Annotated in this window: 7 protein-coding genes; 5 read left to right on the forward strand and 2 right to left on the reverse strand. The window is 32.7% G+C overall.

From position 1 onward, the window contains the following. Positions 1-123: 123 nt before the first annotated feature. The gene (locus tag OPR29_RS02180; protein ID WP_265025377.1) at positions 124-1,410 is read left to right on the forward strand and encodes a Na+/H+ antiporter NhaC family protein; all 1,287 of its coding nucleotides are present in this window, start codon (positions 124-126) and stop codon (positions 1,408-1,410) included. A gap of 174 nt (positions 1,411-1,584) precedes the next feature. Here the strand turns inward: OPR29_RS02180 and prfB are convergent. Next, positions 1,585-2,686, reverse strand: a protein-coding gene (gene prfB / locus OPR29_RS02185) for a peptide chain release factor 2 (protein WP_230440360.1) whose coding sequence is annotated in 2 segments (ribosomal slippage) — positions 1,585-2,619 and positions 2,621-2,686 — 1,101 coding nt in all. Because the reading frame shifts where the segments join, the coding sequence is not laid out codon by codon here. A 155-nt stretch (positions 2,687-2,841) separates the two neighbouring features. Between prfB and mgtE the strand changes: the two genes are divergently transcribed. The 4 genes from mgtE (at position 2,842) to OPR29_RS02205 (ending at position 11,678) form a co-directional block, all read left to right on the forward strand. After that, positions 2,842-4,212, forward strand: coding sequence for a magnesium transporter (gene mgtE, locus OPR29_RS02190; RefSeq protein ID WP_265025378.1), 1,371 nt, complete (start codon positions 2,842-2,844; stop codon positions 4,210-4,212). A gap of 503 nt (positions 4,213-4,715) precedes the next feature. After that, positions 4,716-8,243 (forward strand): ankyrin repeat domain-containing protein, encoded by a 3,528-nt coding sequence (locus OPR29_RS02195; RefSeq protein WP_265025379.1) that lies wholly within the window; start codon positions 4,716-4,718, stop codon positions 8,241-8,243. Positions 8,244-8,496: 253 nt separating this feature from the next. Further along, a complete protein-coding gene (locus tag OPR29_RS02200; RefSeq protein WP_213863678.1) occupies positions 8,497-9,513 on the forward strand; it encodes an ankyrin repeat domain-containing protein in 1,017 nt (338 codons plus the stop codon). 476 nt (positions 9,514-9,989) lie between these two features. Further along, the gene (locus OPR29_RS02205) at positions 9,990-11,678 is read left to right on the forward strand and encodes an ankyrin repeat domain-containing protein (protein WP_265025380.1); all 1,689 of its coding nucleotides are present in this window, start codon (positions 9,990-9,992) and stop codon (positions 11,676-11,678) included. A 486-nt stretch (positions 11,679-12,164) separates the two neighbouring features. Here OPR29_RS02205 and ubiA read toward each other — a convergent pair whose 3' ends face one another. Further along, the gene (gene ubiA, locus OPR29_RS02210; protein WP_007302787.1) at positions 12,165-13,052 is read right to left on the reverse strand and encodes a 4-hydroxybenzoate octaprenyltransferase; all 888 of its coding nucleotides are present in this window, start codon (positions 13,050-13,052) and stop codon (positions 12,165-12,167) included.

Raw genomic sequence — 13,052 nt, forward strand, 5'->3', positions numbered from 1 at the left:
AATAGTCAACGCATTTTCCATAGCGTAACTTGAGAGTCTAAAAGGACTGTTATTAACTTACAGAAAACCAAGCTTGCCTGAAATCACTTAATTGATTATAATCATAGCTTTTAAGGCAGTAAAATGACAGCTTTTTTTCCTTTGGTTATTTTTTTAATCTTATACCTTGGAAGTGGTGTCTATTTTTTCTTTATTGGAATTGATAATCCGCTTCGCCAAGTTTCACCGGTAATTTGCCTACTACCGGCGCTATTTTTTGCTGTTGCATGCAGTGCAGGTAAAATTCAACGTCACATCGATACTGTCATCGAGGGTATGGGCGATAGAAACACCCTTACTATGTGTTTAACTTTTCTATTTTCTGGAGCATTTTCTGTGGTGACTCAATCAATTGGTAGTGCAGATACTGTTGCTGATTTAATTCTCAAATTCCTTCCAGCAAGATTATTACTGCCTGGAGTATTTTTGGCTTCCGCTTTTATATCAACTGCAATTGGTACGTCTATGGGAGTTGTTGTATTAATGGTACCAATAGCTGTTAACTTAGCAAAAAATGGGGCTTTTGGTCTTGAAATAGGAACTGCAACTGTAGTTGGAGGTGCCGTATTTGGTGATAATCTTTCAATGATATCTGACACTACTATTGCATCTGTTTCTTCACAGGGGGCCACGATAAAGGATAAACTTAAAGTGAATTCTAAAGTAGCATTTGTTGCCAGCATTATAACGCTTGTCTATCTGGCAATTATGGCAGATAGTACAAAAATTATTCCTACATCAAATTTAGATTATTTATCAGTAATAAAGATTATTCCTTATATTTCTTTAATAATCATGGGGTTATTTGAAGTTACTACTTTAGTAACAATAACTATAAATATAATTGTTGCTAGTGTATTAGGGATGGCTTTTTTTGACTATACTATCATTCAACTCTCTCATGACATATATGACGGTTTCAAAAAAGTAAACGAGATAGTGATATTTGCTCTATTTATTGGCGGATTGAGTCATATAATGTACAAGCAGGGTCAAAAGGCATTACACAAACTTATCGATGAAAGCAATATCACAAAAACTAAAGCTGAATTTGTAATAGCGGGCATAGCATCTATGTTTACTGTTTTAGTTGCTAATAATACCATTGCTATTTTATTAAGTGGCGATATTGCAAAAAGGCTCGCGCAAAAGCATAATATTCCGTCATACCGTAGTGCATACTTGTTAGACATTTTTGCTTGCGTTACAAAAGGCATTTTGCCTTATGGTTCCCAGCTGCTGCTAGCAGGTAGCATTGCTTCTGTCTCACCTATTTCTTTGTTAACACAAGTTTATTACTGCTTTATTTTAGCAGCAGTTACAGTAGGTGAAATAATCATCAATGGCAGACGTTGCGCAGCTACAACTTAATGTACGAAGATTTCTCTTCATATTACATTTTTGTGCCCATAAGAAACGAGTTGCCATTTTCATCAGCTACTTGGATAATAGATATATTCACAAAATTGTTCCATTTTTCTCAATAGATTTTGGTTTTCTTTTCCCCTTATTAGCAGAGCATAAAACTTAGCTTTTTAATAAATCTCATTTTAACTCCAATACACTAACTATGAAACAATCTATATTGCCATCAAAAACGGAATTTATATTGCCAACTTCATGTCCAGTCCTTAAATCCTTTACCATTTGATATGGATGCATAACATACGATCTGATCTGACTGCCCCAACCTATATCGCATTTCTTGCCATATTCTTCGGCCATTTTCTGTTCTTTTTTTTCCAATTCAATTTGATATAAACGTCCTTTAAGTAGTTTAAGTGCTTCATCTTTATTTTTATGTTGAGAACGACCATTTTGGCATTGAGCTACAACGCCTGTTGGAATATGCGTAATACGTACCGCGCTTTCAGTCTTATTGACATGCTGACCACCTGCTCCAGAAGCACGGTAAGTGTCGATCTTTAAATCCTTTTCATCCACAACAATATCTATTGAATCTTCAATCACTGGAGTTACTCCTACACTTGCAAAACTGGTATGACGTTTACCATTTGCATCAAATGGTGATATTCTAACCAATCTATGAACTCCACTTTCGCTTTTTGCCCACCCGTAAGCTTTTTCTCCGATGATCTTTATTGTTGTAGATTTTATACCAACTGCATCACCATCTAATTTTTCTACAACTTCAACTTTAAAATTGTGATAAATTTCTGCCCATCTTGTATACATGCGCATGAGCATCTCAGTCCAATCATTGCTCTCTGTTCCACCGGCTCCTGAGTGGATTTCTAAAAAGCAGTTATTGTTATCTGCTTCACCAGTAAATAAGGATTCTGTCTCTTTAAGTTTGATTAATTTCTCTAGCTTTACTAACTCACCTTTAACTTCAGAAAAAAATTCTTCATCATTCTCATCAATAGCAGATTTCATCAAGCTGATAGAATCGTTGTAATCGCTTTCTAGCTTTGAAAACGATTCTATTTCATGCTTAATTTTAGAGCGTTCTTTTAAAATCTCTTGTGCTTTTTGATTATCTTGCCACAGATTATCATTCGACGCTTGAGAATCCAGCTCTTCAAGACGCAACTTCAATTTTTCTATGTCAAAGACACCTCCTGATAAGAGAAATACTTTTATTTAAGCCTTGAAAGTATTCAAGGATTTCTGGATGGGTTTTCATTATACTTTAGACTTTAATATATTTATTATCACTAACAATAACAGCAAACAAAATAGAAATTTAACCATATAATAGTTAATTCAAAATAATTTTATTATACTTGAATGTTCAATAAAATCAAGTGTGTATATTTATTAAAAAAATAAGGTAAAGTAATGAATATTAAAACAAGTTCTCATTATGGTTTAGACAAAAAGGCTATTGATGATTTAATAGAGTCTCTCGATAATCAAGAATTAGAGAATGTTCGTAATATTGTAAAAACGATAGATAGCGTTCAGTTAGCTTATTTTTTATCTACTTCGATCAATGATCACAGGGAGAAATTAGTTAATATCCTCGATCAACATTTGTTAAGTGATGCCTTAGTACATGTAGTACCAGATTTACAAGTAGAGATCATAGAAATATTGGGAATAGAAAATACAGCAAAGTTACTAATGCTTCTTGATATAGAAGACATAGTAGCTATAGTGAAAGATTTAGATAGAAAGTCTATAGAAAATATACTTAACTACTTACCCAATGCAACTCAAAAATTAGTAGAGGAATTGTTATCATACCCAGAAGAAAGTGCAGGAAGGTTGATACATAAAAATATGGTTATAGCTCCATATTATTGGACGATAAATCAGCTAATGGAATTCTTGCGCAACTATAAAAAAATACCAGAAACATTTTATCAAATTTTCATCATTAACTCAAAATTAGAACCCATAGGCATTTTCAACTTAAATAAGGTAATATCTCACTCAGGAGAAACAATAATAAAAGAGATAATGAGTCAAGATATAAAAATAATTAAAACTGGAATGGACCAAGAAGAAGTAGCAAGAATATTTAAAGATTACTCTCTATTATCAGCTCCAGTAGTAAATAAGAATGGTAAAATTATAGGTGTAATCCTTATTGAAGATGTAATCAAAATTGTTCAACAAGAAGCAGAAGAGGATGTGCTTAAAATAAGCGGTGTATCTTCTAAATCTGATATAAATGCCCCTATACATAAAACTATAATTAAAAGACTACCTTGGTTACTGTTTAACCTCTTAGCTGCAACAATATGTTCTATAGTAGTTGGCTTTTTCAATAACGTAATACAAAGTTTTATAGTACTGCCAATAATTATGCCAATCATTGCATCGATGAGCGGAAATGCAGGATCCCAAACAGTAACACTAACTATCCGGGCAATCGCAACAAAATATCTAACTGAGCAAAATGCAAAAAGAATACTGATGAAAGAATTTTTAATAGGTCTTATAAATGGAGTGATTTTATCTACAATTTCGCTCGTAGTATTAGCAATAAGGTTCCATAGTTTAAAAGTAGAGATCATTTTCGTAGTTTCCATGATTGCAATGTCGATCATTGCAACATTTATCGGCACTTTTATTCCTATAATGCTTCATCGTTTAAGATCCGATCCTGCTGTTTCGTCTTCAATCTTAACATCAGCAACAACTGATATTCTCTCAGCTCTTATATTTTTTGGTCTAGCCACGATCTTTTTATTAAATAGCTGAATCTTGCTATATAAAAATTGCTTTACAAGCTTTAACTGCCACGTTATCATTACTCACAGGTGCATTGAAGAAGAAAAATAACAGTCGATAAAGAAGTAAAAGTACATGAAACTGAGCTGCTTTAGTTTTAAAATAAAAACTAAAATAAGATGCTAAAGTATGCAAAAAAATTCTTGCTTTGCTAGATCTTTTTAGCTACAATGCAGTCTAACGTAATGAAAACATGAGGTGTGAGTTAGATGCATTGTATTATGTATATCACTCAGAAAGCAATTCTCGATTTTTTAAGAATATATCTAATTTAGTCAGAAGTCAAAAGAAAAGCACACTGTTACTCAGCAATTAAAGTTACCTAGGATTACCGTAAGGTTTCTACAGTAAATTTGTAGAGCAGTTTAGTACAGCTGTATAAGAATCAAATGAATTAGATATTAAAACCAATCTTCAGAAAAGAGATTTACGGTAAAATAATCAAGTATGAATATTAAAATATAGGGGGTTTTATGTTAGGTAAAGGAAATAAAGGAGAACAAGTAGCAGATGATCGAATTGATTATGTAGATGATGAGTCAACAATAGGAGCAAAAGGAGGTCTTGATCATGAAGATAGATTATCTAGTGGAGAACTTCAGTGTGGACCAAGTCAAGAGAGTCTTGGAGTAACAAGATCTTCATCTATAAGCAGCGGTAGTGTATGGTATAGCGCATCGAATGATACAGCCAATGTTATAAGTCTTACAGATAATGAAGTAGTGGAAAAAGCAACTTTTTTTGTTAAGACTTTTGTTAAAGAATTCGAGGAAAAATTATCTAAATATTTTGAGGAGGCAGAACCAGATTCAAATATACAAAAAATAAGTAAAGTTTCAGCCAGCTTTAATTCTATTTTGAATAATACTATTCCAGCAAGTCCACTAAAATTATTTAGTGTTAAAGTTAATGAGAGTATCAATTATTGTGTTATAGGAAAACAGCATAAGAAAAGAGCGAAAAATATTTTTACAATAATTATACCTTGCTACAAAGCTGAAATGAGAGAGATTTTAGTAAAAGCTGGCTTAGAAATTTTTCACAGGTTTGAGGAACCATTCATAAAGGTTGTAGATATCAATCCCTCTTTTTATCATAGGAGAGTTAAGAAGTTAGCAATAGATGCTGTACATAGAACAATGAATTACCTTTTAACTTCTGAGGAACAAGACTTTTCTGTTGATCTTATAACACAAGGTGTTGTTCTAGATAAGTCAAAAAAGAAAGGATATTTTACGCGTCCTGGATATGAAATAAAAGATGAGCAAGGTGGTGAAAGTTTAGTAACCTCAGAATTGTATGAATGGGTAGGAATAAAGAAAAAAGAAGAAGATGAAACTGTTAATTATTATCAATATAATTCTGAGGAACATAATCTAGAGGAATATAGATGTGCTGAAAAATACGGCTATCGGCTTCCCTTTGAATGGGAGTTAAGAAAGTGGGAAGAGGTAAAACAAAAGTATGTATCCATTAAAGCACCCATAGAAGGATATGTGTATATTTTAAATGATGAAAAAAAAGAAGAATTAGCTCGTTTTATATTAAAGGAGATTAATGGACAAGATCCTGTGAAAAGGAAAGATATAGAAGATGTAAAAGAACATCTTAGAAAACAAGATGAAGATAGGCGTCAATTTTCCTATAGTTTTGGCAAGACACCAGAAAATTTCATTGAAAGAAAAGAGGTGGTAAAAAATTTGAACCTAAGGTTACACAGTAGTAGTCAAGAAGTAAAAATGTCACGAGTAGTCTTAATTAGTGGGAAGTCTGGAATAGGGAAAAGCGAACTTGCTAGAGGCTATGGGTTTAGTGAAAGGCGTAAGGGTACTTGGGCAAGGATTATGTGGATAGATGCCTCGTCATATAACAAGCTTTCAAATTCATTTCATGGGTTGGCTGAAAGGTTAGGGATTTCTAGAAAAAGTGAGCAAAGGAGAGAGAGAAACATTAAATCTATTGTCGAGGATGTATATGAGTATCTTCAAGACACAAAAAGTTTGTTTGTTTTCGATGATGCTAGTAGTTATAAGGAGATTGAAAATTTTTTGCCATCAAGCTTTCCTGTTTTTTCTAATAGAGAAAAACCTTACGTTTTAATTACTTCTCCTAACAAGAATTGGAAAGAAGAAATAGAAGATATAGAAGAAATAAAGTTGGGTAATTTAAAAAAAGAAGAAGCCGAGGAATTTACTCGAAAAGCCTTAGGGGAAGATGAATCACAAGGTAAATCTATATCAGAGTTAATAGAAGAGTTTAATTGTTTTCCATTAGATTTGAAAGCAGCAACATCATGCATTAAACAAAAAGGTCTTAGTATTAGAGAATATCTGGAGGAATATAGAGTAGCTCAGCAATCAAAAACTGATTTTTTGGAGACACAAGTTGTTAATAAAAAATCTTTTAAAGCTTTGAAGGTTAACATTGATAAAATAAAAGAAGAAAAAAATGTTGGACAGCAAGCATATGTTATTTTAGTATTCATGGCTTACCTGGACCCTAATCAAATTAATACAAAAGAAATTTTTTTCAAGAGGGAATCAAAAGAAAATCAACAAAGGGTTTTGAATGCACTTGATCTACTTAATCAGTTCTCATTGATTGGATTAGAGAAAGGGATAGCAAAAATTCATCAAGAAGTACAAAAAATTATAAGGTTAGAGCAAAGAAAAGAAAAAAGAGAAGAAGAATTTTTAAGAAAAATAATGACATCATTGATGAATAATAACTGTAAAAATGTAAGCCATATCATATCCATTTGGAATTATGCAAGTGAATATAAAAAGTTAGTTAATGAATTTATTGAATCTGATTATTATGGAATGAATATCTTACATTTTCTGGCCATAGATGATAATGAAGAAGTTATTAAGCTTATATTCGAGAATGTAGATCTAAGTAAATTAAGTAAAATTGTTAATATCGGTGATAAAGATGGATCTACTCCTTTAGAATATGCTGTTATATATGGTCATTTAGCGTTAGTTAAATACTTTATAGGAAAAGGGGCTAATTTTAAGGTAAGTGATGACCCGAGCCTTACCCTTTTAGACTGTGCTGCTCTCCATAATCGACTAGAAATAGTTAGGTATTTTATTGATAACGAACATTTTCAGTTTGATAGTACTGTTTTATACTATGCTATTGAAAATAATTGCTTAGAGGTCGTTAGATACTTTATAGAGGAAGAAGAGATTTGTATAAATTTACAAGATGGAGAAGGTAAAGGTTATTTGCACTATGCTGTTGAACATAATTCCTTGGAGATTTTTGAGTACCTTCTAGCGTACGGGGCTACAGTAGATTTACAGGATGAGGATGGTATGACTCCTTTGCATTTTGCTGCTATGTATGGTTACCTAGGAATTGTTCGCTACCTCGTAGAGCATGGGGCTGATATAAATTTACAGGATAAGAATGGTATGACTCCTTTGCATTTTGCTGCTATGTATGGTTACCTAGGAATTGTTCGCTACCTCGTAGAGCATGGGGCTGATATAAATTTACAGAATGAAGATCATACGACTCCTTTGCACTTTGCTGATATATATGGTCACTCAAGCACTGTTCGCTACCTTGTAATGAATAACGTTAATACGAATCTAGAGGATATTAGTAATAATATTTCTCAGAACTACGATGTTAAGTTTCATTGCTACGACAGCGCTAGGTCCCTTTTTTCTTTAGAACAAGGAGCTAATGTGAAACTTGAACTCAACGATGATTTGTACCATTATACTAACAATTATTACCCAAGTAGTATTTGTTGCTATCAACCTCAATCTACTGTGTACTCAGCTCCATACTTAAAAACACAATCACATAAAAGAAACCTAGAGACATTTGATGAACATACACTACCTAAAAAAAGAAAATTAAAAAATATAAGTGAAGCATTGCAATTTGAAGATAAAAGCACAGTTAACTTAACTCATAGGTCACCTATATCTTCATTTAACAGCGTCTCTGTACAACCTGCAAACAAGGACTTAAGACTATAATTTTACAGTAAGCTATTTAATTTTATGAGGGGAATTTCAAAAAAACAGAGAAATAAAGTAATAAATTGATATAAATTCGCGTAGAACAAGTGGTAGACCATACGATTCCAAAGAAAACACTTCTCACAGCCCTTGATTTTGGCTGCTGAAAGTAGATATATCGTTTAAATTCTTAACAAAAAGATATACTAAATTAGTAATAATTTATTTAGGAATAGTAAAGAAAAGTCAAGCAAACTTTTAGAGATAATTTATGCCACAACTAGAAGAAACGAAATCAACAGAACTTTTGGATGCTGTTAGAACACTAAATATGAAGGAAATTGTGAGATTGATAGAAGCTGGAGCAGATATTAATGCAAAAGATAAGAATGAACGAACTCCTTTGCATACTGCTGCTGAATATTCCTCTACAAAGGCAGTAAAAGTTCTAATAGAAGCTGGAGCAGATATTAATGCAAAAGATAAGAATGAACGAACTCCTTTGCATATAGCTGCTGTAAAGGGTTATACAGAGATAGTAAAAGTTCTAATAGACTTAGGAGCAGATATTAATGCAAAAGATAAGAATAAAAAAACTCCTTTGCATCGGGCTACTGAAATAGGCTTTACAGATATTTGTGAGGTTATACTAAATCACATAGCAAGACTAGAAGTTGCTGGCTTATATGTAAGTGAGGAAAATTTACAAAAGAAAAATGAATTTATAACCACTTCAACCGAGAGGTATAACAATTATTTACAGCATCTTAAAAATTGTGAAGAAGAAGTTAAAAAGATTAAAGAAAGAAATAAGTCACTATATGACTTTTTGAGGGAAAATGACGTTAATAAAATGGCTGGCATATGGGAGCAAAATGAAAACGTACGTAATGAATTTGATAATGAAGAGAATTTAAAAAAGCTATATCCAGAATATGCACATATTTTAATTAATAAGGCTGATGAAGTAAAAAAAGAAATTTTCCTGCACAATAATAAACCATTGGTGGATTTTCTATCAACACATTATAGATATGATTTTCAAAAGGCGAAATTCTTTGGCATGGAGAGATTTTTTGAGGTGCACAAAAATGACTTTAAAGAAGAAAGAGTAGGAGTCCGAAATAATACACTATTTTACTTTGTAGACTTTAATGTTGAAAAGAGGTACGCTCCTAAACTAAAATTACAGGCGTTTGTAGAGACAATTGGAAACGAGGGTGTAAACAGCAATCTTCATCACCCAAACACTGAACAAACTCAAGGAGCTAGTCAGTCTCTTAATTAAAGAGGGATACATGGAAACCTGCTGCAAAAACAAAAAGAGGTGTTTCTCACTTGTATAAAGTATTTTTAAACGTGATTTTTTAATATCATAATTACTATGAAAACTGGGGCTTTCCTTTTGCAGCAGTTCTTGAGTTCCAGCAACAGACCAATCCATCCCAAAACGAACTCTTCTCTCACTAGCCGGTTTTAGTTGTTGGGAATGGTTGTTTTATTTAAATTTTTAGTAATATATACTATTAAGTCAGTATTAATTCGTTAAGAACTTTCATTAAAGATTATCAAAAAAACTTCTAAATAGGGATTGACAAGTTTTAGAGATGGAGTATTTTATGAAAAGTATATTGAGCTATTAATTTTTTATGTACAATAAATATGATAGTGAAAATATTTTTCTTTATATTATGAGGTAGCTGTTTTATTCAGAAAAAGATTTTTTTCTTACTTTGAAATTGAGTGGTTTTTATCGAGGGTTAAATGATTAATGAATTATTTGCTGCTGTACGTAGTGGAGATGCTAATCAAGTTGCGGATCTTATCAATAAAGGGGATGATGTTAATGCCAGGGACAATAGAGGCAATACTCCTCTACATTTAGCTGTTCTTGCAGATAAATTACAGGTAGTAGAAAAGCTTATAGAGGGAGGGGCTGATGTTAATGCTAAGAATAATCATGGCGCTACTCCTCTGCACTGGGCTGCTCTTAATCAGAATGTCAATATAGTAGAAAAGCTTATAGAGAAAGGGGCTAATGTTAATGAGAAGAATAAATATGACAATGTCCCTCTGCACTATGCTGCAGGTTATGGTAGCTTAAGTGTAATAGAAAAGCTTATAGAGAAAGGGGCTGATATTAATGCTAAGTCCAGTAATGGCGATACTCCTTTGCACTTGGCTACTAAAAATAGTCATTTAGATGTATTAGAAAAGCTCATAAAGGAAGGAGCTAATGTTAATGAAAGAAACAAATATGGTAATATCCCTTTACACTGGGCTGCAAGTTATGGTAGGTTAAGTATAGTAGAAGAGCTTATAGAGAAAGGAGCTGATATTAATGCTAAGAACAATAATGGCAATACTCCTTTGCATTGGGCTGTTAAAAGCAGTCATTTAGAAGTAGCTAAATTTCTTATAAGTAATCATGCTGACGTTAACGCTAAAAATAAAGATGGTTGGACATCTTTGCACTTTGCAGCTGCTTATGGTAATTTAAATATAGTTAAGCTCATTCTTGATAAAAGTGATTATGTTGATGCTAGAGGAGCTTTAGCCATGGCAAATACGCTTAATGAAGAAAACAGCTTAGAAATACGAAACCTTCTAGAAGAAAGAATAAGAAGAAATGAAGAAATCACCCAACATCTTAATTTACAAGAAGAAAGCAGCTCCCTATCAACACGTGTCCATAATCGCCGCAGTATTACACAAGAAGATGAAAATTCGTTGCAAAATGATAAGATAGGTCCTAATAAAATAGGAGTTACAAGCGGAACAAGTAAGCCATCTTCATTTATCAATATTTTTGCTTACACTACGATAGATACTATTAAAGGTATTTTTCAGTTTGTTTCTTCTCCTTTTAAGGCAGCTATAAGTATGGAACCTTCTAAAGCTATTACAGTTCAAGGTATTGATAACAACGGTGTACTTCTTTTATTAGATGTATTTATAAGGAAAATCACAGGTCAGAAGTATATTTCCACAGTAGTTCAGTCTATATCACCATTAGAAGCACAGGGCTATGCATTAAATATTATAGAGGAATTTGAGAAAGTAGTAGAACAAGCTGCATTAAAAAGTGGGGTATCAATGCATCGGTTAAATATTGATTGTGTAGAAATGCAGAAAGAGGTTACTGCAAAAATCACGGGTGGTAAGTTTAATGAGATTTCAGGGTTTTTAAACTCATATGTAGAGCAAGCATGCCACGATAGAGAAACAGGTAAGTTAAGTCCAAAGAAGTTTAACAAATTTATGGTTGTATTTAATAAGGAACTAGATTTAATAGTAAATCAATCAATAGAGCAGATATTACACAATAGAGATAGTACATTAGAAGTTGAAGAACAGCAAATAAACTTAGAGCCTCAAAGTTATTTAAGTAATACTTCTGTTCAAGGTCATTTAATTCAGGATAGAGGTTTAATAAATCAAGGTAAGGCTTAATTCCTTAGCTTTTTGATTTCATCTAGTAAAAGGTTGGTAATTTGATCTTATAACATCAATGGGCACACTAGCCTTTGTTTTGTATGCATTCAACCAATGTGTGACTATTACGCCACCTAAAAAAATAATCATACACTGTCTTCCATAGAGGAAAATCTTTTGCTCTACTGGCAAATACCTTTCATTATGTATTGTATAACATTAATAATTGTTCTTATTTTGTGCTTTCTTGGCCACACCTTGTGCAACTCTTGGCTCAAGAAATTTCCATTCTTTGTCACTTACATCACCTGGTATATATTTTTTACTGATCCTATCATATTATCTTCCTGATTTCCTTTCAAGATATGTTCTAAAAAGTAGAATCCGTTCAGCAGGGTGACAAAATAAGATAGAAAAGACAGCCATAGAAATAAATGGTGTCATCCCCTGTCATCCCAGTACTTGACACTGGAATGACACCATTTTTGCTTCGATATTTACACATTAGCCATGCATCTGAACGGATACAAAAGTAGAATTTAGAATTCTATCTAAAAGGATACCGAAAAAGAGCAGGAGTCCTATCTGGGAATTATTTTTAAATATGGACATGCATTGATTAGAATCGTCTGGATTGAAATTTTTGTGTTGGTGGTGAAATATGAATCCTATGGCAAGTAAAGCAATATAAAAGATGTTATTTAATGATGATAGTATACCAGCGTACAACCATGCCATTAAGGATATTAAATAAAATCTTTTCAACCAAGATTTTGTTGTATTGCCAAAATATAATGCAGTAGATTTCATTCCTAATTTCTCATCATCTTTTTTATCTTGATGAGCGTATATAGTATCATAACTAAGCGTCCAAAAGACGCATCCTATATAAAATAGCAAGGATTCTATGCTAATCTGGTTTGTTATTGCTGCTGAACCCATGAGTGATCCCATGTTGAAAGTAAACCCTAAAAACAATTGTGGCCACCAAACGTAACGCTTTAGCAAGGGGTAGATAACTATCATGCACATTGAAATTATTCCAAGTATAAGAGTAGTTTTATTGGTTAATAATAAGATTACCAGGGCAATAGACAGTAACAGTGAAAGTAAAGCCAAAGCCTGCTTTATGTTTAATGCACCACTTGCAAGTGGCCTATATTTTGTTCGTTCAACGTGCGCATCTATTTCTCTATCGAAGATATCATTGATTATGCACCCTGCGGGTCTCATTAAAAATGCACCTATAGTAAACAAAACAAGGAGAAAAAGAGCCTGATACGATAGAGAAGTTGAGGCTAAAAGAATGCCGCTTAAGCTAGAAAATAGCACAAGCCACAAACCTGTTAAACTGTGTATTCTCATTAATGAGAAATAATGGTTGAAATACAT

The organism is Wolbachia endosymbiont (group B) of Pammene fasciana (assembly GCF_947251495.1).
Taxonomy (GTDB): Bacteria; Pseudomonadota; Alphaproteobacteria; order Rickettsiales; family Anaplasmataceae; genus Wolbachia.

Bases quoted from the DNA above. Each gene is read 5' to 3' on its own strand.
- mgtE (WP_265025378.1), top strand. From the start codon at position 2,842: ATGAATATTAAAACAAGTTCTCATTATGGTTTAGACAAAAAGGCTATT.
- ubiA (WP_007302787.1), bottom strand. From the start codon at position 13,052: ATGTATTTCAACCATTATTTCTCATTAATGAGAATACACAGTTTAACA.
- OPR29_RS02205 (WP_265025380.1), top strand. From the start codon at position 9,990: ATGATTAATGAATTATTTGCTGCTGTACGTAGTGGAGATGCTAATCAA.
- OPR29_RS02195 (WP_265025379.1), top strand. From the start codon at position 4,716: ATGTTAGGTAAAGGAAATAAAGGAGAACAAGTAGCAGATGATCGAATT.
- OPR29_RS02180 (WP_265025377.1), top strand. From the start codon at position 124: ATGACAGCTTTTTTTCCTTTGGTTATTTTTTTAATCTTATACCTTGGA.
- OPR29_RS02200 (WP_213863678.1), top strand. From the start codon at position 8,497: ATGCCACAACTAGAAGAAACGAAATCAACAGAACTTTTGGATGCTGTT.